20 protein-coding genes are annotated in these 24,292 nt (G+C 46.7%); 8 read left to right on the forward strand and 12 right to left on the reverse strand.

Annotation, left to right across the window (positions count from 1 at the left end; translation table 11 throughout):
- Positions 1-65 precede the first annotated feature (65 nt).
- The 4 genes from ACSHX2_RS05920 to ACSHX2_RS05935 all read left to right on the forward strand — a co-directional run bounded on the left by ACSHX2_RS05920 (position 66) and on the right by ACSHX2_RS05935 (position 3,287).
- Complete coding sequence (locus ACSHX2_RS05920) at positions 66-914, forward strand: polysaccharide lyase family 7 protein (RefSeq protein WP_435691539.1); 849 nt, start codon at positions 66-68, stop codon at positions 912-914.
- 97 nt (positions 915-1,011) lie between these two features.
- Positions 1,012-1,179: a hypothetical protein gene (locus tag ACSHX2_RS05925; RefSeq protein ID WP_435691540.1), complete on the forward strand. Its 168-nt coding sequence runs from the start codon at positions 1,012-1,014 to the stop codon at positions 1,177-1,179.
- Between the two features lie 241 nt (positions 1,180-1,420).
- Positions 1,421-2,140, forward strand: a complete 720-nt coding sequence (locus ACSHX2_RS05930; RefSeq protein ID WP_435691542.1) for a ZIP family metal transporter — start codon at positions 1,421-1,423, stop codon at positions 2,138-2,140.
- 34 nt (positions 2,141-2,174) lie between these two features.
- Positions 2,175-3,287: a GNAT family N-acetyltransferase gene (locus ACSHX2_RS05935; protein ID WP_435691544.1), complete on the forward strand. Its 1,113-nt coding sequence runs from the start codon at positions 2,175-2,177 to the stop codon at positions 3,285-3,287.
- A 176-nt stretch (positions 3,288-3,463) separates the two neighbouring features.
- Here the strand turns inward: ACSHX2_RS05935 and ACSHX2_RS05940 are convergent, their stop codons facing one another.
- Together ACSHX2_RS05940 and ACSHX2_RS05945 are read right to left on the reverse strand one after the other, a co-directional pair.
- The gene (locus ACSHX2_RS05940) at positions 3,464-6,601 is read right to left on the reverse strand and encodes a PKD domain-containing protein (protein ID WP_435691546.1); all 3,138 of its coding nucleotides are present in this window, start codon (positions 6,599-6,601) and stop codon (positions 3,464-3,466) included.
- 361 nt (positions 6,602-6,962) lie between these two features.
- Positions 6,963-8,750 (reverse strand): chloride channel protein, encoded by a 1,788-nt coding sequence (locus ACSHX2_RS05945; RefSeq protein ID WP_435691548.1) that lies wholly within the window; start codon positions 8,748-8,750, stop codon positions 6,963-6,965.
- A gap of 103 nt (positions 8,751-8,853) precedes the next feature.
- On the opposite strand from ACSHX2_RS05945, the gene ACSHX2_RS05950 reads away from it, so the two are divergent.
- Positions 8,854-9,378 (forward strand): hypothetical protein, encoded by a 525-nt coding sequence (locus ACSHX2_RS05950; protein ID WP_435691550.1) that lies wholly within the window; start codon positions 8,854-8,856, stop codon positions 9,376-9,378.
- A 12-nt stretch (positions 9,379-9,390) separates the two neighbouring features.
- Positions 9,391-9,918, forward strand: coding sequence for a YbjN domain-containing protein (locus ACSHX2_RS05955; RefSeq protein ID WP_435691552.1), 528 nt, complete (start codon positions 9,391-9,393; stop codon positions 9,916-9,918).
- A gap of 62 nt (positions 9,919-9,980) precedes the next feature.
- Here the strand turns inward: ACSHX2_RS05955 and ACSHX2_RS05960 are convergent, their stop codons facing one another.
- From ACSHX2_RS05960 to ACSHX2_RS05980, 5 genes are all read right to left on the reverse strand, one after another.
- Positions 9,981-11,258 carry an O-acetylhomoserine aminocarboxypropyltransferase/cysteine synthase family protein gene (locus ACSHX2_RS05960; protein ID WP_435691554.1) on the reverse strand — a complete coding sequence of 426 codons (1,278 nt, stop codon included), beginning with the start codon at positions 11,256-11,258 and terminating at the stop codon, positions 9,981-9,983.
- 81 nt (positions 11,259-11,339) lie between these two features.
- Positions 11,340-12,041, reverse strand: a complete 702-nt coding sequence (locus tag ACSHX2_RS05965; protein WP_435691556.1) for an SDR family oxidoreductase — start codon at positions 12,039-12,041, stop codon at positions 11,340-11,342.
- Positions 12,042-12,053: 12 nt separating this feature from the next.
- Positions 12,054-12,209: a hypothetical protein gene (locus ACSHX2_RS05970; protein WP_435691558.1), complete on the reverse strand. Its 156-nt coding sequence runs from the start codon at positions 12,207-12,209 to the stop codon at positions 12,054-12,056.
- Between the two features lie 60 nt (positions 12,210-12,269).
- Complete coding sequence (locus ACSHX2_RS05975; protein WP_435691560.1) at positions 12,270-13,568, reverse strand: mechanosensitive ion channel family protein; 1,299 nt, start codon at positions 13,566-13,568, stop codon at positions 12,270-12,272.
- 60 nt (positions 13,569-13,628) lie between these two features.
- Positions 13,629-16,187, reverse strand: a complete 2,559-nt coding sequence (locus ACSHX2_RS05980) for an MFS transporter (RefSeq protein WP_435691562.1) — start codon at positions 16,185-16,187, stop codon at positions 13,629-13,631.
- 135 nt (positions 16,188-16,322) lie between these two features.
- Between ACSHX2_RS05980 and ligA the strand changes: the two genes are divergently transcribed.
- Complete coding sequence (ligA, locus tag ACSHX2_RS05985; RefSeq protein WP_435691563.1) at positions 16,323-18,539, forward strand: NAD-dependent DNA ligase LigA; 2,217 nt, start codon at positions 16,323-16,325, stop codon at positions 18,537-18,539.
- Position 18,540: 1 nt separating this feature from the next.
- Here ligA and ACSHX2_RS05990 read toward each other — a convergent pair whose 3' ends face one another.
- The 3 genes from ACSHX2_RS05990 to ACSHX2_RS06000 form a co-directional block, all read right to left on the reverse strand.
- Complete coding sequence (locus ACSHX2_RS05990; protein WP_435691564.1) at positions 18,541-19,344, reverse strand: FAD:protein FMN transferase; 804 nt, start codon at positions 19,342-19,344, stop codon at positions 18,541-18,543.
- 148 nt (positions 19,345-19,492) lie between these two features.
- Positions 19,493-19,963: an FMN-binding protein gene (locus ACSHX2_RS05995; protein ID WP_435691565.1), complete on the reverse strand. Its 471-nt coding sequence runs from the start codon at positions 19,961-19,963 to the stop codon at positions 19,493-19,495.
- Positions 19,964-20,119: 156 nt separating this feature from the next.
- A complete protein-coding gene (locus ACSHX2_RS06000) occupies positions 20,120-21,253 on the reverse strand; it encodes a hypothetical protein (protein WP_435691567.1) in 1,134 nt (377 codons plus the stop codon).
- A gap of 358 nt (positions 21,254-21,611) precedes the next feature.
- On the opposite strand from ACSHX2_RS06000, the gene ACSHX2_RS06005 reads away from it, so the two are divergent.
- On the forward strand, positions 21,612-22,241 hold the full coding sequence (locus ACSHX2_RS06005; protein ID WP_435691568.1) for a c-type cytochrome: 630 nt from the start codon (positions 21,612-21,614) through the stop codon (positions 22,239-22,241).
- Here the strand turns inward: ACSHX2_RS06005 and ACSHX2_RS06010 are convergent.
- Together ACSHX2_RS06010 and ACSHX2_RS06015 are read right to left on the reverse strand one after the other, a co-directional pair.
- Positions 22,238-23,374, reverse strand: a complete 1,137-nt coding sequence (locus ACSHX2_RS06010) for a glycosyltransferase family 4 protein (protein WP_435691570.1) — start codon at positions 23,372-23,374, stop codon at positions 22,238-22,240. The two genes, ACSHX2_RS06005 and ACSHX2_RS06010, sit on opposite strands and share 4 nt — an antisense overlap.
- A gap of 102 nt (positions 23,375-23,476) precedes the next feature.
- Positions 23,477-24,208, reverse strand: coding sequence for a hypothetical protein (locus tag ACSHX2_RS06015; RefSeq protein WP_435691572.1), 732 nt, complete (start codon positions 24,206-24,208; stop codon positions 23,477-23,479).
- Positions 24,209-24,292: the final 84 nt, after the last annotated feature.

The raw sequence follows: 24,292 nt of genomic DNA on the forward strand, positions 1-24,292 counted from the left end.
TTTAAAGAACCCTGACCCGCATTGGATGCTAGGGCCATATAGCTCTACCCCATTTCCGATAGACTATGAAAGACCAAGCCAAACTAATAGCCGCTGTCGCATCTAATGCTTCTAGCCTCGTTTGGCTTGTCTTCATAGGCTCCTGTATTTCCATGCAGGCACAAACACCGCGCACTCTAACAAAAAAGGTAATTCCTGAGAGCATCACTAACAGCGACACTTGGAACCTAGAAGGAGACAAACCACACCCACTAGTTGATCCCTACACCTTAGAATTTGTCGCGCTGGAGGCAAAAGTCACTACGCCAAATGGCAATGGATGGCGTCACGAATATAAAATCTCGAAGAATGAACGTACTGCGATGACGAACAGCTACGAGCATTTTAGCGCCGATATCAAAGTCGACCTATCCAATGGTGGCAAGGTGATCGTAGCTCAATTCCATGCAAAAGACCTCGGTACGATCATGAAACTGTATGTAGCCGACACGAGTGAGTCAGGCATAGGAGACTCGCATCCTAGTGATGGTGTTTTTGGAGTGTATGTTCGCATTCGCAATGAAGCTGGTAATGAAGAGAAAAAGGCACTCGGCACCATCCGCTCAGGTGAGCATTTCTCTTTCGAGGTCATTAACGACTACGGAAAAGTTTCAGTCTCAGCCTTTGATAAAAGTCTAACAACCGTAGTCAAAGACGACAGTGCTGCGTACCTGAAATTTGGCAATTACCTGCAATCCCAATACCCAGACGGTTGCAAAAACTGTGGTAAAAAAGGCAACTCGGATTCGTTCGCAGCCTGTTACCAAGACATTGGCATCACGGAAGCCAAAATCACGATGACAAATGTGAGCTACGAACGCATTCTTGGAAGGGCCGATAAAGCAACAAAAACCAAACACCTTGATCCTAGCTAAGTAAAGCCATCTACCCTCTATTTAAAAGCTCTCCCATGCCACTCGAAGGCAAAAGATAGGCCAAGGCCGCCACGAACACGGTAGCTTCGGAGCAGCGGTGGAAGCAGCCTTTGGAGGAACCGATGGCCCTCATGTTTGGGCAAACATCACCTGTATCAGCGGTGCGCTTCTTCTATGGAACGCCTCCAGCGTAGTAGAACGCCATATCGGTAAACGTAAATTCGCAAAGCTCTTCCTCATTCCCCTACCACAAGAGAAAGACTAAGTTGCACGCGCAGTAAACCAACAATTTCCATTGAGTATCTTGGACTCACCAATACTGTCGTAAACAAATTGTACGTCTAGCATTTGAAGGCGCTATGAAATAGTACAAACTCTAGCTAACCAAAACGCTGTTCTCAGGTTCTAACTGCCCCCCCGCTCTACTTAGCAAGTTCAAATACAAAACTAGAGTTTCGCCTCAAGATTAGTAGTTGTTCAATCTCCTAACATTACACCTAATTCACATGCCTGAATACATCTTCATTATCATACTCTCACTTCTTGCTGGCGCTGCGATACCTATTGGCGGGTTACTTGCTAGGCTTGATCTATTGCACCCCAAGTTCCTAGAGAAAAAATTTCGTTTGTATATTATCGCATTCGGTGGTGGAGCGCTGGTGTCTGCGGTAGCTCTCGTTTTAGTGCCTGATGGAGCGAGTAAGTTATCGCCCTTAACTGCGACTTTATGTTTCGGAGCTGGAGGACTCTTTTTCTACCTCTTCGATATGGTGCTAAGTCGCCTGAAAAGCCCAGCAGGTCAGCTGGTCGCCATGCTTTCCGATTTCATCCCAGAAGCTATTGCTCTAGGAACTGCATTTGCAATTGGTGAGAGTACCGGTTTAATTTTAGCTTTGCTCATGATTTTGCAAAACCTCCCCGAGGGTTTTAATGCATACGAAGAACTAGAGAAATCAGGTAAATTAAGCTCAAATAAGATACTTTTTGCATTTGCGAGCTTGGCTATTGTTGGCCCCGTTTGTGCCCTCACAGGGTATTTCTTCCTCGCGGACGCCCACCAATTTGTTGCGGGCTTAATGCTATTCGCAAGTGCTGGAATTCTTTATTTAGTTTTTCAAGATGTGGCTCCTGGATCAAAAACAGAGGAGACTGGATTTCCTGCACTAGGAGCTGTTGCGGGTTTCATGATTGGCCTAGTAGGAAACATGATAATCGCACCAGCATAAGTATATGCCACGCTTTGAGCCTGCTATAAACTAGATGATTACCTATCTACAAATTACCGACGAAATACTCTCAAGCCTACACCGTGTAGAAAAACTACCGAGTGTTCCGTACCGCAGCTTAGGCTGCGCTCAGACGGGGTGGGTCGCGTATGATAGCGGAGCGCCTGTAGCCTATGCATTCGCTGATCGAAATACTGGAAGTCTCAATTCTATTGTGCTTCTACCTGAATATCGGGGTCAAGGGATAGGTGAAGCGCTTCTCAATCAAGCTGAGGCTTGGCTATTTTCTCATGGGTGGGATGAAATATCAGCCATTCCGAATCCCGGTTCTCCAGAGCAATCCGAAAACTTAAATAGCGAATTTAAGTCAAGAAAATGGACACAAAGCTCGACCCATTACTCAAAGAAAAGCAGCGAGAAAACACCACTTAATTTAGAAGAGCATGTCATTTCATGTGAAGCTACTGGCTATTCTAGAATCCTACGGATTCAACGTGCCAATACGGACCAAGCGCACAGACTTTGTCTTTTTCTAGATGGCGAGCATTACTGGAGAGATATGAATATTGTCCCTATGTTGAACACTATGCATGCGAAAAAGCACATTCCAGAGATGAGTTATGTGTTTATTGGTCACGTCAGTGCCGCTGCTAGACATGAGGACTATAGCTGCAACGAGAAATACGAAAAATTTGTATGCGACTCCGTTTTACCATGGCTACGCAAAAACATCACTGGACTGAGAACTGAAGGAAGCATTGTTTGTGGGCTAAGTCTAAGTGGGCTGATGGCAACCTTCTTGAGCATTAAACATCCCGATTGCTTCACTTATTGCCTTTCGCAATCGGGTTCCTATTGGTGGAAATCTGATCTATTGGAATCGTTATTAGATAAACATGAGCTCCGAAACACTCGCTTTTGGCTGAGTGTTGGGGACGAGGAAATTCATAAGAACGTCACTCATCCACCAACTGGCTTAATTCAACAAATATCCCAGATTGAGGGAGTGGAAAAGGCTGTCGCGTCTCTTCAGCGGACTGGAGCTACTGTCCGATATAATCAATATGCTGGAGGACATTCCATTAAGCCATGGAGAGCCGAAATCACCGAGGCTCTGCCTTGGTTGATACAGAACCAGTCCAGCTAAAAGACACCATTTCCCGCTGGCGTTATTGAGTGGGAATAGATAAGTTTTTTGAATAATTCCTCACTATTTCGCGTTAACTTAGAAGATTAACGCGCATGCATTCTCGACGTATCGAGCTTAAGCATTAAATCATATTTTCTTGGTATAATGTTGAAGCTCACCTGTGACCAAACTCCCTACTCCTCTTTAACTACAGAAACTCTCAAAAAACGGCACCCCGTTACACCGGGAGCGAAAAGTGGATCCGTGATTTCAACAATTTGAATATCTCCATCTGTGTATAAAATCGTTGGCAGCAGTAAGCTATCATACCAATTTTCAAGATCACTGCTGTATTGGACAGTATAGCTTAGATCAACAGACGCATAGTCCACTCTTCGTGGAAAGGTAAATTGGAGACTAGCAGGATTACCCCAATCTACGATCGGCAATCCCCGACTCATGAACGACGCTCCGTTGAAAAGTAGCTCCCTGCCATCAGATACTGAAGGATCCAAACCAAATGCGTACTCGATTAAGTTATTAAGAAAGTCTCCATCCGGATCAAGCTCCAGCTCACTACTCTTTCCAAGTTCTAGTCCATTATCTACCGCCCATATATCATAGGCATCCGTGCTGACAGTAAAATGGTCATTGGTCGTCGTTTTTCCGTTGCCCAAAGCGGCATAAGCGACCGTATCTGCTTCAATATAAATTTCATTAAGCCGATCACCTCGTAATGGGGTCGCCGTGACACTCCAACTAGTGGTTCCGATCACATTGGGCGGCGTATCATTATAATACTGACTGTTACGATATCGAACTGCCGAAGTATTCGCATCGGCCACTCCACTCAAAAGGAGACTACTCTCCGAGGTCGCCGTGCTTCCATTCATGTTGGGAGAAGTCACCCTAATATGAGGGCCGACTAAAGAAGTCGGCTTCTGGCCCAGACGCTGCGACATCATCCAAGGCACCAAAGGCGTCTCATAGCTATACGCACGAGCCCAAGACGCGGCATGGTCCCCAGTATCATAACGCGTATAGACAGGAGTACCGCCAGCTGAACGCATTTGAGAAACGATTTGATCCGAACCATTCACACCGGAGGTTCCATCGTCCGCACAATGAAACGCCCAGAGAGGAACATGAGCATAATTACTCGCGCTCGCCGAAGGAACCGATCCAGCTACCGGATTGGCTGCAGCGTAACGGTCGGAGTAATTGTTAATTTGATCGACGACACCAGCCCCTCCCATGGAAAGACCTGTGATATAAATACGCTCAGGATCGATATTATTATTAGTCACTAAATCATCGAGCATGCCTTGAATTTGAGCAGGCAAGTAACTCGTTTTCCAATCAGACAACTGACACTGAGGCGCGACCCAGAAGCAAGGATATGTCTCCTGATTATCCGGATAAGCAGTTGATATGAAAATCATTGCCCCATTGGCATCATTTTCAATCTGCTGGCTATTGTCCGAACCTTTTTCATCTGGCCCATGAAGAAATAAAACTAGAGGATACAGTGTACTGACATCATTTTCATCGTAGTTTTCAGGAATGAAATAACGGTAATCCAAAGTCGTCGTGTTACCATCGTCATAACTTCCGGCAGGGAAATTCCCCAAACTCACAGTTGGATACTTCGTATCGATCAGAGTCCCTTCTGGATGAACGGTGATAGAAATTTCATCGAATCCAGTCTCTTCGCTATCATCGGCAGTCAGTCGCAAAACATAATCACCAGTGACTGTAAAAGTGGCGATTGCTTGCACCTCAGATGCATTAGAAAAAGCAACTGATCCAGGGCCACTCATTTTGCTCCACTGCACAGAAAGTTCGTCTCCCTCGGGTAATCCATCATCATTGGCAAAACCTTCAAGTAAGGCTTCGGCACTGCCAGAAATCAGAGCGACTTCATCATCTGGCCCCGCGTTAACCTGAGGCGCTAAATTTGCAGTAGGAACAATCGTAATGACGTCTGTTCCGACATTACCAAAGGCATCCAAAGCGGTAATCGTAATCACATTAGTGCCTACATGTAGGGGGATATCACCATACTGCCATGATGAATCTGTAAGCGTGATCGAGCCACTTCCACCTAAGCTATTTCCCCATGAAAGACTCGTCACAGAGACATTATCCGTCGCTGTCCCGGCAATATCAACAGTAGCATCTAAAGTCGCATACAGCGAACTACTAGTCGGCGAAGTGATCGTTACGACTGGCTGTTCTGTATCCCCCCCATTCACAGAGGTCACTACGATGAAATCATTCGTCGTCGTTAGACCATTTCCAGGTGCGGCATAGGCAATCGTTTCCCCTTGAACGTAGATTTCATTAATCTTCCCCTCATTCGAGCGCCGGAGCTGCGCATCCGTCACACTCCAGCTAGTCGTCCCGATCGCAGACGGCGTATCACTATAAAACTGATTATTTCGATACCAAACATGCGTCGTATCCGTATCAGCCACTCCACTAAAAGAAATAATAGATTCCCCAGTCGACACATTCCCAGAAGTCGTCGGAGCAGTCACTTTAACATAAGGTCCGACTATGGAAGTCGGTTCCTGACCGCGGCGTTGAGCCATCATCCATGGAACTAATGGAGTCGATACACTGTAAGCACGCTCCCAAGCACCGTTGTGCCCTCCCGTGTTATAACGAGTATAAATTGGTTTGCCGCCTTTGGCACGCATTTGAGAAGCAATTTGGTCCGAGCCATTGACAATTACCGTACTATCGTTAGCACAGTGAAAAGCCCATAGTGGAATATGAGCATAAGCATCAGCTTGCGCACTCGTTGCCCAACCGCAGATAGGATTCGCCGCCGCATAACGCTCCGGATAGCTATTAATCTGAGACATCGTTCCACCGCCGCCCATGGATAGCCCCGTGATATAAATGCGGTCGGGATCAATATTATAGTTCGCGATAAGGTCATCCAACATCCCTTGGATTTGCCCTGGGAGATACGATGTATTCCAACCACCGATAGTCGATTGCGGAGCAACCCAGAAACAAGGGTAATCAGTCTGGTTATCAGGATTCGCACTAGAGAGAAATATCATCCCCCCATTGGCATTATTCCTCAAATGATACTCATTATCAGGAGTATTCCCCCCGCCAGATCCATGTAACCACAGAACTAAAGGATACAATGTCCCCGTATCGTTCGCATCATAATTCTTCGGAGCAAAGTAACGATAGTTTAGAGACGTCGCATTGCCATTATCGTGACTGCCAGAAAGGAAGTTCGTCGAATTAACTGTAGGATAAGTCACCGCATGCGCACTCTGAGCTGCGAAAAGACAGCATAAGAGCAACATAACAACCAGTAAATTAGACCGGTCCCTATTAGCGGACACTGGATACGTAAAAGGACTTAGAGCGCTTTTCATATGAATAGGAAATTTAAATAATATACGAGCAAAGCCCAATAAATCGACAGAAGCTAACTCTATGGAAACTAATACCTAGTATCAAGCGCTAACTTAGGCGTATAAGGAAGAGTTATTCATAGAGAATATATATTAAAATCCTTAAAATATAACGAAAAGACCACACTCCATATAGAGGGTTTTCAATGATCTATCTTTATTAAGTTTCGACCGATTGAGATTCCAGTGAAGAATGAACTCAATAACATGGGCTGTGAGTAACGGTATTCGCCGCACTCATGCTTCACGTTTAGTGTGAACTCGCGTTCTGCTGACGTGCGATGTCGTTCAAGGTAATTAAACCTAACAGCTTCTGAGAATTCGTCGCCGAGACTACTGGTACCTGCTGGTAGTTGTTCGCGATCATCTTATGGGCTGAATCACGGATCGATGTATCTGGCTGCACCGCTAACAACTTTTGATCCATAATTAATTTATCAAGTAAATCAGAAGGATCAGCCTCCTGCATTTCGTGGCGGGTAATAATTCCTACAATGTCTCCTGCTGCATCGAGAATAGGATACGCGTGATACATGAGGCCTTTAGACCCCAGGCTTTCGATACTTTCTTCCACGTTTACGCCAGTTTGAAGGGTGACCAGGTCATGCGTCATAATCGCGGAGACTGGCAAGTCACGGTAATCTTGATGCCCTTGGTAGGAGGTGAATTTTTTCATGCTCACACCGTCTTGTAAAAGTAGAGCGTCATAGAGCGCTACAGGGCGGAACTTTTTAGCGATCGACCAAGCCAGCATATTGCCAGCCATCAGTGGAAGAATGAGCGAATAGTTCCCCGTCATTTCAAAAATGATAATGAGTGAGGTAAACGGGCAGCGTACAACAGCCGAGAACATGGCTCCCATCCCCAAGAGGACGCAACCACCCACGACCTGATGAGCTCCTGGCCAGTGTGCGAAATGGAACCAGCCTTCTAAGCCACAAAGCATCATCCCGATTAAACCGCCTAACATGCCACCTAGGAAAAGTGTTGGTGAGAAAAGCCCTCCAGAACCACCAGTCGCGTAGTTCACGACCACAGCAATGAATTTACAAATCAATAAGACAGCAAGGATTTGCCAAACTAACTTATCTTGGAATGCCAACTCCAAGCTCTCGTAACCAATACTGAAAACCGTATTTTGGGGTTCACCAAACTGCCCCGTAACCTGCAGCGTAAGTAAACCAAGGATACCACAACAGAGTCCGCCAATAGCTGGCGTCAACCAGCTGTAATTCGCGCACTTTGTTTTAAACCTAAGTCGTAATCCAAGCACGGAGCTCACAAAAAAGTGACCAAGGAATCCAGCTATAATCCCCATAGGAATCCCCACAACCATCCACGGAGCAGTGATGAATTCCTTGCTAATGAAATCGCTCGCAAGAATAGGATCCTCGCCTAGCAGTGTTCGGGAAACCGCAGCGGCAATCACTACGGCGACCACAATCCCCCCCAGCGCCTTCATGGAAAAGTTATCGAGTAACTCCTCAAAAACAAAAGTAATCGCTGAAAGCGGCGCGTTAAATGCAGCCGCTATCCCCGCGGCCATTCCTACTGGAAGAGCCGACTGAATACGGAGTTCACTTCGAAAGAAAAGGCGTCCCAATCGAGAAGAAATAGCCGAACACAAATGCACAGTGGGTCCTTCACGTCCCAAACTGTTTCCGAGACCACAATAGATCGACCCCAAGGTGAATCGCCAAAAACCAGTGGCGCTAGAAATGAAGCCGTCGTGATTGTAATACGCGACTTTAGTTTGAGGAATACCACTTCCGGCCGCATCTGGAGCAAAAAATTTCACTGAAATCCCCACAATGAGTCCACCAAAAGTCGGAGCTCCCAACATGATCGCGTAAAACTGCCAACCTCCATAGCTAGTCGCCCAGTCCCATAGGTGATGGAAAATGCCATGGATCGACCAATGAAACAGCACAGCAGCCACACCACAGCTTAAGCCAATCAGTATGCAGAGGATCAGAAATCTCTGGCCGTCATCGAGGCGGCTTTTCATCCATTCAGAGATATCTCGTTTATTTGGCATGAGCAACGCATCGGGAGATAACACAGAATCACAATTAGCCAAGCCCGATCCGACGAATTGATTTGTGTAAGCCATTCATCTACGCCAACAATCTTAATCATTAATGGAGCAAAAAACTAAAAAACGCACAATCGCTGAGAGCCTGATTGGCACCTCACCCAAGGCTCTCGAAGAAAGCCACAAGGAGCTTCGCTTCACCCGCTCACGTCAGGCTACATTGTTCTTTCTCCTCTCAGTAGGCTGCGCAGCAATTGCGATAGCCAGCGCCGTAGCCATGTTCTCCAAATGGGGACCTCACGATGCTGATTTTCAAAAGTACATCTGGTTCTGCCTACTGCCACTCATACCCAGTCTCATTGCTCTGCGTATTGGCCTCCACTGCATTCGCCATGCCTACTTGCTACTCACCCCAATGGGCATAGAAATCTTCCCTTTCTGGAAGGCTGAAAAAAACCTTCAAGTTCTATTCTGGCAGGAAATAGATTCCGCCCAATGTGACACAAAGCAGCTCGCCCTCCATCGTGACCCAGAGAAAACCAGTGGTGTCATTGTCAGCCTTAAACCCATCGCTAAACAACAAATCTCCTTGCTTCAAAAAGCGATCAACGCCAGAACCAGCAGCAAGTAACACTCTATCTATATGCGACCACCATCCATCCAACTCACTTCTGTAGCCGATGCCTTCAACGAACAAGGTTGGGCGCATGAAATCATCGAAGGCCGCGAGGTTCTCACCACTGCTTTCGAAGCTCACCACACGCGCGTTCAACTCTTCGCGCAGGTATTCACTCAGCTCAACTCACTCACTATTGTTGGTGAAACAGCTCTAGAGATAGATGAACTCCGCCAGCCATTTCTGCTCGAGCTACTGCACCGTGCAAATAAGCAAATGAACCTCGGCGGGCTCGAATACGACCTCGACCGTCAGCGCGTCGTCTTCCGTATCACTAACATTTTTGAACGCGAGAAGTTTGATAAAGACATCGTCTCCACTATGGTGCACTGCTCCATCGCTGAAGTAGACCGAATCATCCCCTTCTGTACCATTGTCCAACAAACTGCCGAAGACTTGTTAGAAGATCTCAGTCTTGAGCGCTTACTAATGCGCCAAGACCTGCTTCCACCAGTTCCAGGCGACGAAGATGATGACGAGATCTCTCGGATCTAGTTTATAAAAAAGCATTCAATGAATACCTCATTGAATGCTTTTAAAATCAGTTGAGCAAAGAACTATCTAATCGCCTGTTCCAAATCAGCGATAATGTCATCGATATGCTCGATACCCACGGAAAGGCGAATGAGCTCAGGTTTAATCCCCCCAGCTAATTGTTGTTTTTCATTTAACTGTGAATGAGTCGTTGTTGCAGGATGGATAGCGAGTGACTTCGCATCACCTAAATTCGCAACATGAGAAAACAGCTTCAATCGATTTATAAAGGCTGAACCAGCTTCAGCGCCACCTTTGATACCAAAGACGACAACACTGCCGCCCTTCCCTTTGAGATAGATTTGGTTTTTAGTAAATTCAGGATCATCTTCCAAACTTGGGAAACGCACCCACTCGACCTTAGGATGCTCCTTGAGATACTTAGCTACTTTGAGGGAGTTTTCACAATGTCGCTCCATTCTTAATGGCAAAGTTTCTAGCCCTTGCAGAGCTTGCCATGAGTTATCAGGGCTAGCACAAGCTCCTAGATTTCTAAGCGGGCCAGTACGCAACCGTAGAATGTATGCCAATGGCGCAAGCATTTCAGGTAAGTCATGGCCCCAGCGTAAACCATGATAAGATGAATCTGGCTCGTCGAATAAAGGATGTTTGCCAGCTGTCCAATCAAACTTACCTGAATCTACTACCACTCCACCTAGACCAGCACCATGCCCGCCAATCCACTTTGTGAGAGAGTGCACTACGATATCAGCCCCATGATCAATCGCTCTCGTAAGATACGGCGTAGAACACGTTGCATCTACAATGAGAGGCAAGCCATTAGCATGGGCCACGTCGGCCACCGCCTTCAGATCTGTAATTTCTAGGGCTGGGTTAGAAATAGTTTCACAGAAAAACGCCCTCGTGTTTTCATCAACAGCTGTTGCAAAATTCTCTGGATCGTTTGAATCCACAAAACGAACCTCAATGCCTAGAGCTGGTAAAATACTATCAAACTGAGTGTATGTACCTCCGTAGAGATTTCTTGCGGACACTATATTATCACCTGCGGCTGCGAGGTTAATTATGGAATTAAAAATTGCCGCAGTACCTGATGAAAATGCGAGCCCACCCAGTTCGTGCGCGCCTTCAAGAAGTGCGATACGCTTCTCTAACACACCATTGGTCGGATTAGTCAGCCGCGTGTAGATATTCCCCAGTTCTTTGAGAGCAAAAAGGTTGGCGGCGTGTTCAGTGCTATTGAAAGTAAAAGCAGTGCTTCTATGAAGAGGCACTGTGCAGGAATTGGTATCTTTTTCAGGTGTGTATCCGCCGTGAAGGCACAATGTTTCAGTTTTCATGAGCTATCAAATTAAAATAAAAAGCTACAAAGTCAACCGAGGCGTCTAACCGATCCTTGGGCTCCACTTATTTTCAATAAATCACGCTTTCTGATCAACTGAACGCAGTTGCACATCCCCGACCTCAACATGTAATGGAGTGTTAAGCACATGCACAATGCTCTCCGCAATATCCTGCGCGGTGAGCATTTTTATTTGCTGTTTAGTCGCCGCTAAAACCTCTTCTCGTCCTTTAAAGTAATCCTCTAACAAGGGCGTGTCGACAAAACCAGGTGACACAGAGGCGACCCTGATAGTTTTACCATCCATACGCAGTTCAGCTCGCAGTGACTCAGTGATCGCACGCACAGCAAACTTCGTAGGTGAATAGAACCCACCCGTCGGTGGCACGCGATGACCACTCATACTCGAAACATTAATAATCTGGCCTCTATCTTTATTAAGTACGCCAAGGCCAAGCTGGCAGCACAATGCCAAACCGCGCACGTTCACATTCCACATGCTATCCCAGTCAGCAAGATTGCCGTCAGTGATTCGCGATAAATAAGCAATGCCCGCATTATTAATCAGAGTATCTACTTCACCGATCTCTAAGTGTATCAAATCAAAAGCAGACTTCACTGAGTCAGCATCTGCTAGATTACATCTAATTCCCCTAACGCCATCTGGGAGCTTCTCCACAGAGCGACAAAGTCCTATTACTTCGTCACCATTTTTGACTAAAGTTTCAGCGGTCGCTTTCCCAATTCCAGACGAAGCACCCGTTATAATGACACGGCACATATCTGAGGAAATTTAAAGACCAGCAACTCCACCCAAACCTACAGTTTGGGCAGCTCCGCGAATAAGACTCCCTGGAAGCGCCAGAGTGTTTTGCACTATAGGAGCACCACAAGAACTCAACAAAGTGCTGACAGTCACAAGGAGAAGAATTCTGCGGAAAATATTCATAGTGCGCAGCCTAGCCACTTGACTATGGCTGTCAAACCTAACTCCCACTATAGATGCCCACTATTCAGCGAATGCTTTCTGCATGTCTAAGCCACTAGGACGCTGGAATAACCTCAAACCAAATTCTGGTGTAATCGCCATCAAGTGATCGAAGATATCACTCTGAATAGCTTCATAATTCACCCACGAATTATCTGTACTAAAAGCGTAAATCTCAATCGGCAGACCATTATCTACTGGCGACAAATGACGCACAAGAATAGTCTGATCCTGAGCAATCTTAGGATGATTCTTAAGGTACTCGGCCACATACGCTCGAAAAGTACCTACATTAGTCAGCGCGCGCGCATTTACCAAATCAGAGTGGTTTACCCCTCTCTCGGTGTTCCACTCAGCCACTTCCGCTTCTTTTCTATCAATGTACTCTTTCAATAGTGAAATCTTCCGCATGCGCTCAATCTCAGCTGAATTCATCACACGTACCGACTGCATATCAAAATACAGAGCACGTTTAATACGGCGTACTCCACTTTCACTCATTCCTCTCCAGTTTTTAAAGGAGTCAGAAATAAGAGCGTAGGTAGGCACAGTCGTGATCGTCTTATCCCAGTTGACTACTTTCACTGTTGTCAGTGCCACCTCAGCGATCTCGCCATCTGCACCAAACTTAGGCATCTCAATCCAGTCACCCACAGCAACCATCTGGTTCGCTGAAAGCTGAACACCTGCTACTAAACCAAGGATCGAGTCCTTAAACACCAACATCAAAATCGCTGTCGCAGCGCCCAATCCTGAGAAAATATAGAGAGGTGACTTACCCATCACACTCGAAATGATAAAGATCAGTCCCACGATAAATAGGATCACCTTTATCACCTGGACAAAGCTTTTCAGCGGGAGCTTCCTCGAAACTTCATAGCGGTTATAGATCCTCTCTACGATATTCAGTGCCGACATGGCAGAGAAGAGAGTCAAGATGATCGCTGAGACTTGTGAAGCGATCAGTAGAATCTGACCAAGCCCCACAATCACGGTATCTACCGTTTCAGCCCCAAAGGCATCTGGGTCAAATACCACAAGCGCAGTCTGCCAGATAATAGCAACTGGCACTAACAAGGAGATCCATATGAAAATCTTACTATTAAGCAGCTCATCGTCCCAGTCATTCGGTGTAGCCTTTACTATCTTCGCCACTACTCGATAAATAATCAAACGAGTCAGCATATAGGCAGCACCAGCTATGAACAAGACCATAGCAAACAGGACTAGATTCACGATTAATTGCTCAGTGAGTCCATAATCTTGTGAATCAGAATAAATGAGCTGATAGATACGGTGGTGCCAATCCTGAGTTTGCATAGGCATGCCAATACAACTGGAAATCCCAACATTCAAGAATGTTACCACAAAGATTTACCGCTATTCAGATAGGTAAAGGAATCCTGAAGCATCCATTCGCCCTTTAAGCTCGACTGCCTGCCCTCCCTCATTTCCAAATGCTGGGCTGTGTAATTCTAAGCTGCTCTCACTCTTATTTGTGTAAGAAAAACCAGGCAACAAGCGTCCGATACTTCCGTCTATCCATCCCGCTTGAAATTGATTCGTCTCAGAAATAGCATAGGGATGCTCTGTTGAAATAGAAACAACACAGCCCTCTACTACTCCGATGGGAAAACAAGGTAGCACCTCCTCGTGATCTAACAGCCCTCGCGTATGGTAGTACACGCCAGCCTGCACATCCGTCTCTTTCAAAACAGCATAGAGATTCTCCCCCCCTACATAGGCTTCTATCTCATACTGCCTATCCCACTCTCGTAACATTTCAGCAGTCACCTCCTTATCCGTTAGAATAACTCTCACCCGATGCACTAGCATGAGTCCAATCGAGAATAATGGTGCTAGATCTGTGGTCCCATCCACTACGATGATTCCATTTTTACTAAATGCAGGGCTCTCGGAAACTTGTAAGGCATTAGTAAGTATAGCTCTTTGCTTCTTTTCTGGAAAACTACGCACTTCAGCCAGCATTTTCGTCCAAAGATCCGACACTCCATTAAGAGGTTCAATCTCTAGGTCTAACAATCTACCTGGGTAGTGAAGGATTTCACGCATGGCTATAGCCTCAGCGGAAAGTTGATGCAGTGCTTGCCGAACTAGTCCTGAGCTGGCGTCACCTGACTCCATTGGTTCACCCCATGCTACCGTCACTCCGTAGGGAACACTATAGGGGACCTTCTTAAACAGCTTTCCACGTTCGAAGGAGAAAATCGACCCCCATAGACCGTCCATGTAGACAGGCATCACGACACATTTTGACTTGCGCGCAATCATTTCAAAACCCCGCTTCATCTCAAGCATAGCCCCACTCCGAGTCAGTTGTCCTTCAGGAAAAATACAAACCACTGCGCCTTCTGAAACAGCTTCCGCGGCAATATGAATAGCCTCCTTCGCCTTTGTCGGAGAGATCGGAACCGTGTCGAAAATCTTCACAAACTTCGAAATGACCCCGTCGCGTTTAAAGAAATTATCATGCATTAGAAAACGAATCGGCCTAGGACTCGCAGCTGTGAGAATAAATGCATCGATATAAGTAACATGGTTCGGGACGATCAGTACCCCACCCTCATCTGGCATACGCTCAGCATGCAGCACTTTTTGACGGTAAAAAATGCGGAACACACTCAGTAGAGTAAAACGCACAAAATGCTGAGGAAGTAACTTTGTAGAAAAACCTGTAACGATCAGTGTGAGAGCTGCCATCGCCATAAATTGACCACTCATCGGCACTCCAAACTTACTCAAAGCAAGTTGAAACGCCACAGCTCCCGCACCAGCAAGACAATCTAAAAGATTTATCCCAGCCAGCACTCGTCCTCTCTTAGCGGGGTCTACTAAATCCTGCACATAGGCATTTAATGGCACCAAGAACAGAGCTCCACCCACTCCTGCAAAGACCATCCAGACCTTCATCCAAATAGATTCCAACGGGGTGAAAGCCATCGCCACACACCCAGCGACAGTGATCAAACTACCAATAGGCACAAGCCCCAGCTCAATGTTCCTACGGCAGCCTATGGAACCCAATAGCCCACCTAGTACAATACCACCGGAAGCCGCAGCCAAGAACCACGCCATCTCAGAACCAAAACCTTGATTCCCATCTGTAATAGTCTCGGCTAGCTGCACTGCCACGAGATTGATAAAGCCACCAAAGAACCAGAAAAAAGCCACGCCCATGGCACTCCATTTTAGCCTGCGATCTTTAAAGAGATCTCCAAGTTGCCCAAAATGCTCCCATAGAATGTTAAGACGAAATTCCCTCTTCGATGGAGAAGGGTATAACTTCATCGTGAAAGACACAATGACTGCAGGAATCGCCAGCACACTTAATATCATCAAAGGAGTCAGAGCAGCGCTCCACCCGTCTCCAGTCTGCGCTAAGCGACTATCAAACCAAAACCCACTGACAATCTGTCCCGCACAAATAGCTAAAACAGACGCCATCTCTAACACACCACTGGCGAATCCGAGCTTCTCACTGCCCACCATTTCCTTCACCAATCCTTTTTTTGCCGGACTCAGGATAGTCGATTGAATCGCTAACAGGAAGAAACCGAGAATCCCTATCTTCAGATCCTGCAGATACACTCCTAGAGTAATCAGAGCTAGCACTCCTAACTGGAGAACCATACCCGCACGCATCACCGATGTCTTACTGAACCGATCCGAGATCCATCCCGCCACTGGTGAAAGGAAGATAAATGGCGCCACGATCAATGCTCCGAGAACATACTTCATATCGCCGCCGCCCCCTTCTCCACTTTTGATCACTAGCCACGCCGCGAGAGGGATGAGAAAAAACTGAGCCGCTTTATCGTTAAAAGCATTCTGAGCAGCTAGAGCCACCATTTTCCAAAAGGAGCGTTCATCCTTTTTACTCGCAATATGCTGCTCTTCTCGTTCGCGTGGGTTTTGCATAGTTCGATGAAGCTATCTCATAATCCCTAACACTTGGAAATCGATAAAAGCTGACACTCCATTGTTTTTGCCAATGATAGTTCACTGTTCTCATCTAGACTTGCCAGTCTCCGCTGAAAAAGCCACTAATGCGGCATGGATGATCTGTTTGATTTCGAACCTTCACAAGAACCACAAAAGGACTCAAATCCCGCTGCCGGTATGCAACAGCTTGCGCAGGAGTTAGATCGCCATAACAAGCTCTACTATCAGGACGCTCAGCCAGAGGTTTCTGACACGGAGTACGACACACTGTACCGCCAGCTCGAAGAGCTAGAAAGTAAACACCCAGATCTGGCTGACCCGAACTCACCCACCCAGCGCGTAGGCGGAGCCCCGCTAGATTCTTTCGAAAATGTCGAACACCTAGTCCCCATGCTATCCATCGATGACGTATTCGAGCTCTCAGACGATTATCTAGAAAAGCATCCGAATGTAAAACGAGAGCAAGAACTCATTACCTTTTACGAGCGCCTACAGAAGAACCTCGGACAGTCACAGATCCCAGTCACCGTGGAACCAAAGCTAGATGGAGTCGCGGTGAGTCTGGTTTACCGCAAAGGCAACCTCGACTACGCAGCCACACGTGGCGACGGTAAGCGCGGCGATCTCATCACCGAAAATGTACGTACTATTCCATCAGTACCTCTCAAGCTAGGAAAGGATGCCCCAGTATTGCTAGAAGTGCGTGGAGAAATCTTCATGCCGAACAGCGGATTTGCAAAAATGAATCAAGAGCGTGATGACGCAGGGCTCCCCACCTTTGCGAATCCTCGCAATGCCACTGCGGGTACCCTCAAACAGCTCGACTCACGCGAAGTCGCCAAGCGGCCACTCGCATTCCTCGCCCACGGATTAGGCGCCTACGATGGTCCAGAGCTCCCTAGCGAACATGACTTCCACCAGCTGCTCGAAAATCTGGGAATCCCGCGCAACACACCAGTACAAACCGTAGATACCCTCGACGGCCTACTCCAAGCGGTAGCTCATCTGAATAATGAGCGCCATGACTTCGATTACGCTACCGACGGTGCTGTCATCAAAGTCATCTCGCGTGCCGTTAGAGAAGCACTAGGTTTCACGTCACGAGCACCACGCTGGGCCGCTGCTTATAAATTTCTACCAGAACAAGCAGAAACCACGCTCAATGCAGTCACTATCCAGGTCGGACGCACAGGAGTACTCACCCCTGTTGCAGAACTCACCCCAGTTCTAGTATCCGGCACCACAGTCTCACGCGCGACTCTCCATAACCAAGATGAGATCGAGAAAAAAGACATTCATATTGGCGATACTGTGGTGATTGAAAAGGCCGGTGAAATCATCCCAGCAGTAGTCAAAGTACTCTATAAAGAGAAGCGCCCAGCAGAGTCAAAACGCTATAACCTCTATGACGCGGTGGATGGAAAATGCCCCTCCTGCTCAAGTCCTATCTCCCAAGAAGAAGGCATGGTCGCATGGCGCTGCACGAACTTTACTTGCCCAGCGCAGGCCATCACCCGCATCACTCAGTTCGCATCACGTAAGGCTCTAGACATCGACGGACTCGGCAGCTCCGTGGCGGAAGCCGTGGTAAGAGACGGCATTGTCCAAACCCCACTCGACCTCTTCGATCTCGACCTCATCACTCTCAGCGAACTCAACCTCGGGACAAAGTTCGAGCCACGCCTCTTTGGTGAGAAGCGTGCTACAAAGCTCATCGAATCACTCAATAATGCGAAGGCGAAGCCACTCCACCTCTGGATCTATGCCATGGGGGTTCGTAATATCGGTGAGTCAGCGGCTCAAGAGCTCGCCCGTCTTCATAAGTACCTACCAGACCTCACTAGCAGTCCCCTTATAGACGCTCTAGCAGACTTGCCCAATTACACCGAGTTGAGTATCTCAAAGCGTAAAAAGGAAAACCACCCGCTTCTCTCAGAATACAAAATTGACGATAACTTAGGACCAGTAGCAGCAGCGAGCATCCGTTCATTTTTTCAATCTGAAACAGGAGTAAACGTACTTAGAAAGTTAGACCTACTAGGCATCCAACCAGCTTCAGATAACTACGCACCCAAACCGGCTGAAATAGACGTTTCTTCACCCCCCTTCGCAGGAATGACATTTGTCATCACCGGCACCCTCAGCCAGCCACGTCCAAGCTTTAAAAAACAAATCGAAGCACTCGGCGGTAAAGTCTCTGGTTCGATTTCTAAAAATACAAGTTACCTTCTCGCTGGTGAGAAAGCAGGTTCAAAGGCAGAGAAAGCCCAACTACTTGGTGTCACAGTGCTCGATGAAGTCTCCTATAACGCGATGCTTCCCAGCTAAGTCATCGCTCAAAAACTAAGCGATTCTCCACCCAGACTTTCACCGCACCATTATGGGTCGCAGTTAGATTTTGATAGAGTTCCTCCCACTTCGTTTCAGGAGCCACGGTAAATGCTGTGGCAAAAGCATCTGCAACAGCTGCACCCTCTTTACTGACAACAGCGGCGACTCGATCTTTTTCCATGCTTTCACCCATCATAGGGTTAAGTAATTTACGTGTCGCATCATGGGTCGAAACGGCAAGTCCAGCATCTGCAAATTGCATAGTGCCCACTAGGTCAGCCTCATCATTGACTGCCGCCCCCATTACTCCGAGTGACCATGGTCGGCCTTCTAGATGGCTACCGATGCCATAGCTTTCCCCCATATGAAGTAAGGCATGCTTCACCCCTAGTTCACTAAGGTGCTGAGAAACTTTATCCGCCAGATATCCCTGAATAATTGCATTGAAGCTCAACTCTGTAAGTGGATCAGTGAGCTGCACGCAATGCTCCCCCACATACACATTTTCTAGACTCGCAGCTTGGAGGTACTCGTCATTAAGCTGACCACGCTCCATTGCTGACCACGCTGCATGGATCGCTGGCTGGTAATATCCAGCTGTACGTATTGATAGAGTTCTAGCAAGCTCTAACACCTCTAAAAAAAGAGCGCTCGGCTTGTGGAGAACTCTCTCTCGATTGAGCACACTAAGCTCAGAAGAGTCACTATAGAGTGAAAAGGCTGCTTCTAACTCAAGGATACGAGCTTCGACATCCAGATCATTGATTACAGATGCATCAACCTGATAGAGCTCAGCACTCATGGCTATGCCAAAACCTATTCCCGACCAAAAATGATCAACAGGCGTTTTAGCCGGCTTTCTCTTACTACAGCTGCAGAGGCTAGCCGCTAAAATAGTTTGGAGAAAGGTCCGTCTGGAGTGAAATTTGATAGCTTCACTCATGGAACACTTACTTGACTTGAGTAGAGAGATACAAGGCTGCAGCTCCTACTTTTTTCATGGCATTGACTGAAAGGGTCGCCCCGACAATACCGTCGATAGGATTTGAAAGTCGCTTACCATCAAAGGTGGCTCCCACAAACTGTTTGGTAAAACCAGCTTTACTCACTTCCCAGCCATGACTCTCACGGTAAACCAGCACCTTCATTTCAATGATTTCGCTCCCCTTTACCGCAACACCAATAGTGATGGGTTCGCTCTTTCCTACTTCATTAAGGATGAAGATAGTTTTACCTCCACCCTGCCAGTACCGAACCGTCTTCTCTCGGAAACTATGACCAAAAATCGATTTTAAGCTACTTTTCTGTGTAGCGCTGAGGGTCAGAGTCTGAGTTTGGGGTAGGTTTCCAAAGTGACGCTGCATAAACACCGAAGGCTTCTCATATACCTTATCTGCGGCCTCAGAAACAGAGCCCAGCATACAAAGGCCTAACACAAGAAGTGCCACACGGCAAAAACGCCCTGCGACACTATCGAATAACAATGTACTCTTTATCTCCAATTTTTTAGTTCAAATTCCGCTAGTTTACTCATGATTGGTAAACCAGCGGGAGATTCTTTGTTGGGGTAAGAAAAATTAGTAATACCAGCCGAAACCGAAGTTATAGGACTCGGTACCACCCGCTTGACCTTTAACGGCCTGGTTAAGATAATCAGCCTTGATAACAAGATGCTCATTAATCCAGTAATTACCACCTAAGTTGTAATCAGTAGCATTCGTGGCAGTGCTGCCATCCGCTAAATTTGCATACTTGTACTGAGAAAAACGTCCGAATACACCGACTTTTCCAATAACTGTATCCCATGCGTAGGATGGCTCAAGGTAGTAACCCCACTGATGATCACCTTCACTGCTCACATCAATGTTCCAAGCTGAACCTAGAGCAATAAACTGGAATCCACCCTTACGATAGATACCGTGAGCTTCACCGAGAACACCATATTGAGCGCCACCTGCAGTACTGTCCATGTCGGACTGGTATTGGAAGGCCGCGCCGAGATTGAAATCTTCAAAACCTGAGTATTTCGTACGTCCAGTAAGCGCCCAGCTATCGTTATTCTGAGCAAATTGGTTACCTTCAGAGTTTACGCCAAAGATATCAATGCCGTACTTAGAACGACCACTACGGATAGAGCCACCCTTGGTGTCATTTCCTCCATGGAAAAGGCCGTCAAACTGCCAATCAGTGCCGTAATGCTTAGTGACACCAGCGCCTAAAACTGTCCAAGTTGTAGGAATGATATTTTTCTCAACATTCGGGCGTTCCACACCATAAAATGTTGTTGGCTCATGTACTTCATTAATGATGCCTACTGGGGCAAGAATAAGACCCGCTTTACCGACAAGACCATTGTCGAATGAGTATTCGAAATACGCCTGCTCTAACTTAAGCTCAAGACCGTCGGTACTGAAATTCGACTGGTTAGCCTTCTTTTCGTATGCGTGCTCAAGTTCTGTCTCAGTGACGAGCTTTAACTTATCTGTAAATTCAAAATCTGCAAAAAGAACGATACGGTGAGGATCAATAGCAGTGCCACCATCCTTGTAGAACGTAGAGTGAATCTCACCATAAGTACCGAAAGAGAAGCGATCCCAAAAACTCTTCTCATTGGTAATCAAAGATGCGTCCAATGCATCAGCATCCCCTGCAGTTACGGAGCCAATCAATACCGCGCAAAGTGCAGCTGAAGTTCTGAATGTCTTAGTCATTTTCTATAAAAGTAGTTCTCTTCTCGTTATCCAAACCGCTATTCCAAGATAGCGCTTATGCGCTAATTTAGATCACCGAATTGTGTTCGCAGAACAGCTATCGAGAACGATTCTCAATAGCAACTATTTTTTAAAACAAAAAAGACAAAGAAGCGCAAAGAAAACACACTAACAACTAATTATGAACAACATACATAACTAAAACTCTTTCATCTATTTGCTGAAAATAGTTATCCCCCATAAGAATATACATCCTAAACAAATCAAACTGACTAAAACCAATGCCATAGAATCGTAGCATTTTCCTTGCACCCATATGGATTGAATCGTATTTCTTGTGTGTACCAATTCTCAATTTATGAAGAAACTCACACTAATTCTCGCATCCGCAGTCATCGGCCTCGGCCAAGCTGACGCAGCCGACGGTAAGGCAATCTACGCAACTTGTTCCGCATGTCACCAAGCCACAGGTGCTGGTATTCCTGGAGCATTCCCTCCTATCGCTGAGTCTGAGTGGGTAAACGGACCTGTAGAAAACCTTATTCGCATCCAGCTTCGTGGTCTTATGGGACCAATCACAGTGAAAGGTGTAGAATATAACAGCATGATGCCACCTAACGCGACGATGTCAGATGACGAGATCGCAGCGGTACTCACTTATATTCGTAGTAACTTCGGTAACACATCTGGCCCAGTCACAGCTGATGAAGTGAAGGCTCTCCGCTCTGAAGCTGGTAAGCCACCACTCAAAGCTGAAGAACTTATCGACCCTAACGCTGCTCCTAAGGAAGAAGCAGGTAAAGAAGGCGCACAAGCAGAGCCAGCAGCTCCAGCTAAAGTGCTCGCAGCTGGTGAAGTTACCGCTGAAGGCAAGGTAACAAAATCTGAAGTGAAGTCCGGTCCTAACAAACTCGTTTTGGGTGGATTCGCAGCATGGGCACTCCTTTGCATCTTCCCAGTTGTTACAGGAATCGGCCGCAAAGCTTAATCCAACAACTTAGCGTAAATCGCTAATACCTTTTCAGCAGCGTCTTGCCATGTGTAAGACGCTGCTTCTTTTTGTAGTTTAACAACTAAACTACGGTGAGCACCAGAGTCACAGCTAAGAGATCTGATTACATCTCCCCACTCGTGCGGATCTTGAGCATTGCATGTAGGAGCAGATGCTAGCAATTCACTCGCGCCACAGTTCTTAGAAAGAATCACAGCGCACCCCGTCCGGGCAGCCTCAATTGCGACTAGGCCAAATGGCTCTTCGCTCGAAGGTAGGCACAGGATATCAGCACGTTTATAAAAAGACACGATATCTTGATGGCTCTGCCGCTCCACCCATTGGATCGATTCTTCTAGCCCATAGAGCTCAGTAACAGAATGTAGCATTTCCAGCTGACTCCCCTCCCCGATCATTACCAGTGAGTAACGAGATGAATATTTTCGAAGTTCACGTAAGACTTCTAACATGAAAAAAGGAGATTTTTGCTCACAGATTCTCCCTACAAACATTAGCGAGCCTCCATGAAAACTTGATGAGGAGCTTACTTCAAATACGCTACTATTATGAACCACGCTCAATCTATTAGGTAGAGTCTCAAACTCTCTCATTACATTTCTAGAAGATCGCTCGCTAACGCAAAAGACATGATCAGCTTGCAACACGCCCCACTTTTCTAGAGAGGAAATTTGATCCATCACGTGAGTTCCTACACGCTCCTGTTGGATCGAATGAAAATGAACAATGAGTGGAATTTTAATAATTCGCTTCAGAGCCACGCCTACTAGGAGACCATGCCAATCGTGCACGTGTACAGCTGCGAGCGAATCACGCTTTTGCCCCAATATCGCCAAATTAAACCGCAAGACAGCCTTCTCGATACTTGTGCCTTGAGGAACCTGTCCTGAGACCAGCTTAGAAAGGACACGCTCCCAGTCTACTAGCTCAAGTCGAGTCTCAGAACTGTAACTAGAATAGGAACTTTCCACGTCCATTCCTAACAAGCTTGCCGCTGAAATAAGGTAATGCTCCTCAGGTAGTGCATCGACAAGTTCGCCACACGCAATACCAAGCCCCCCAGTAGCGTTCTGAGTGTCTTCCCACGATATATGCCAAATACTGCGCCTCATTAACTAAAGGGCATGATGCCAAGTATCTAGACCTAGGCAACCCACAAAAAAAGCGCAACTCATTCGAGCTGCGCCTGAAAAAATAGTTAGGTCTCTTAAGTGTTACTCCTCGCCCTTTGGCTCTTGTGCCTGTTGCGCTACTGGTGCTTCTGCAACTACAGGTGTTGGAGCAGGCTTCACGCGCTCTCTCTTTTCCTCAGCTGGTCTCTCCTGACGCTGACGACGCTGTTGCGGCTGCTGCTTAGGAGCTGTACGGCGGCCTTGTTCTTCTAGGAAGATTTCAGCCAGTCTGAAACTGCGTTTAGCAAGTTCACGACCTTCTTTATCTCCAATAAGCGCAAGACCCTCTTCATTCACTTCACCGATGAAAACCTTCCAAGCTTTTTTGCTTAGCTCCTTGTCATCGATTTGCGCTTGTTGAGGTTGCTGCTGAGGCTGCTGCTGCTCTCCCTTATCTCTGTTGCGGCGACCACGGCGATTACGGCCTTTGTTCTGACCATTATTCTCTTGGTCTGAATTTTCCGATTGAACTTCTTTTCTGAAATCATCCTGTTGTGGAGCTTGGCTTGAAGCGGTCTCAGCACTCGGCTGCTGTTCTTCAGATTTCTGAGTGCGAACATCGCGAACACCTTGAACTGGCTCTTTGCGTTCTGTATTCTCCGTAGGTGCTGGAGCCGTTACAGGCTCTTCAGTACGCTTGACTGCTTTACGTGCGGTCTTTTTCTTAGGAGCTACTTCTGTAGTAGAAGGAACCTCTTCGTTGGATACTTCTAACTCTGTCTTAATGCTACGCTTACGCGCCACTTTTTTTGTGGCAGTTTTTTTAGTACTCATGTTACATGTTCCGAGTCTAGTGAGACCAGACTCAGAAATAAATGGTTGGGTCTAGGTGAGGCTCTTAGCTAGGCGCAAAATGCA

Origin of the sequence: Rubritalea sp. (assembly GCF_051252225.1) — a bacterium.
Classification (GTDB): Bacteria; Verrucomicrobiota; Verrucomicrobiia; order Verrucomicrobiales; family Akkermansiaceae; genus Rubritalea.

Bases quoted from the DNA above. Each gene is read 5' to 3' on its own strand.
- ACSHX2_RS05920 (WP_435691539.1), top strand. From the start codon at position 66: ATGAAAGACCAAGCCAAACTAATAGCCGCTGTCGCATCTAATGCTTCT.
- ACSHX2_RS05930 (WP_435691542.1), top strand. From the start codon at position 1,421: ATGCCTGAATACATCTTCATTATCATACTCTCACTTCTTGCTGGCGCT.
- ACSHX2_RS05935 (WP_435691544.1), top strand. From the start codon at position 2,175: ATGATTACCTATCTACAAATTACCGACGAAATACTCTCAAGCCTACAC.
- ACSHX2_RS05940 (WP_435691546.1), bottom strand. From the start codon at position 6,601: ATGTTGCTCTTATGCTGTCTTTTCGCAGCTCAGAGTGCGCATGCGGTG.
- ACSHX2_RS05945 (WP_435691548.1), bottom strand. From the start codon at position 8,750: ATGCCAAATAAACGAGATATCTCTGAATGGATGAAAAGCCGCCTCGAT.
- ACSHX2_RS05950 (WP_435691550.1), top strand. From the start codon at position 8,854: ATGGAGCAAAAAACTAAAAAACGCACAATCGCTGAGAGCCTGATTGGC.
- ACSHX2_RS05955 (WP_435691552.1), top strand. From the start codon at position 9,391: ATGCGACCACCATCCATCCAACTCACTTCTGTAGCCGATGCCTTCAAC.
- ACSHX2_RS05960 (WP_435691554.1), bottom strand. From the start codon at position 11,258: ATGAAAACTGAAACATTGTGCCTTCACGGCGGATACACACCTGAAAAA.
- ACSHX2_RS05965 (WP_435691556.1), bottom strand. From the start codon at position 12,041: ATGTGCCGTGTCATTATAACGGGTGCTTCGTCTGGAATTGGGAAAGCG.
- ACSHX2_RS05970 (WP_435691558.1), bottom strand. From the start codon at position 12,209: ATGAATATTTTCCGCAGAATTCTTCTCCTTGTGACTGTCAGCACTTTG.
- ACSHX2_RS05975 (WP_435691560.1), bottom strand. From the start codon at position 13,568: ATGCAAACTCAGGATTGGCACCACCGTATCTATCAGCTCATTTATTCT.
- ACSHX2_RS05980 (WP_435691562.1), bottom strand. From the start codon at position 16,187: ATGCAAAACCCACGCGAACGAGAAGAGCAGCATATTGCGAGTAAAAAG.
- ligA (WP_435691563.1), top strand. From the start codon at position 16,323: ATGGATGATCTGTTTGATTTCGAACCTTCACAAGAACCACAAAAGGAC.
- ACSHX2_RS05990 (WP_435691564.1), bottom strand. From the start codon at position 19,344: ATGAGTGCTGAGCTCTATCAGGTTGATGCATCTGTAATCAATGATCTG.
- ACSHX2_RS05995 (WP_435691565.1), bottom strand. From the start codon at position 19,963: ATGCTGGGCTCTGTTTCTGAGGCCGCAGATAAGGTATATGAGAAGCCT.
- ACSHX2_RS06000 (WP_435691567.1), bottom strand. From the start codon at position 21,253: ATGACTAAGACATTCAGAACTTCAGCTGCACTTTGCGCGGTATTGATT.
- ACSHX2_RS06005 (WP_435691568.1), top strand. From the start codon at position 21,612: ATGAAGAAACTCACACTAATTCTCGCATCCGCAGTCATCGGCCTCGGC.
- ACSHX2_RS06010 (WP_435691570.1), bottom strand. From the start codon at position 23,374: ATGAGGCGCAGTATTTGGCATATATCGTGGGAAGACACTCAGAACGCT.
- ACSHX2_RS06015 (WP_435691572.1), bottom strand. From the start codon at position 24,208: ATGAGTACTAAAAAAACTGCCACAAAAAAAGTGGCGCGTAAGCGTAGC.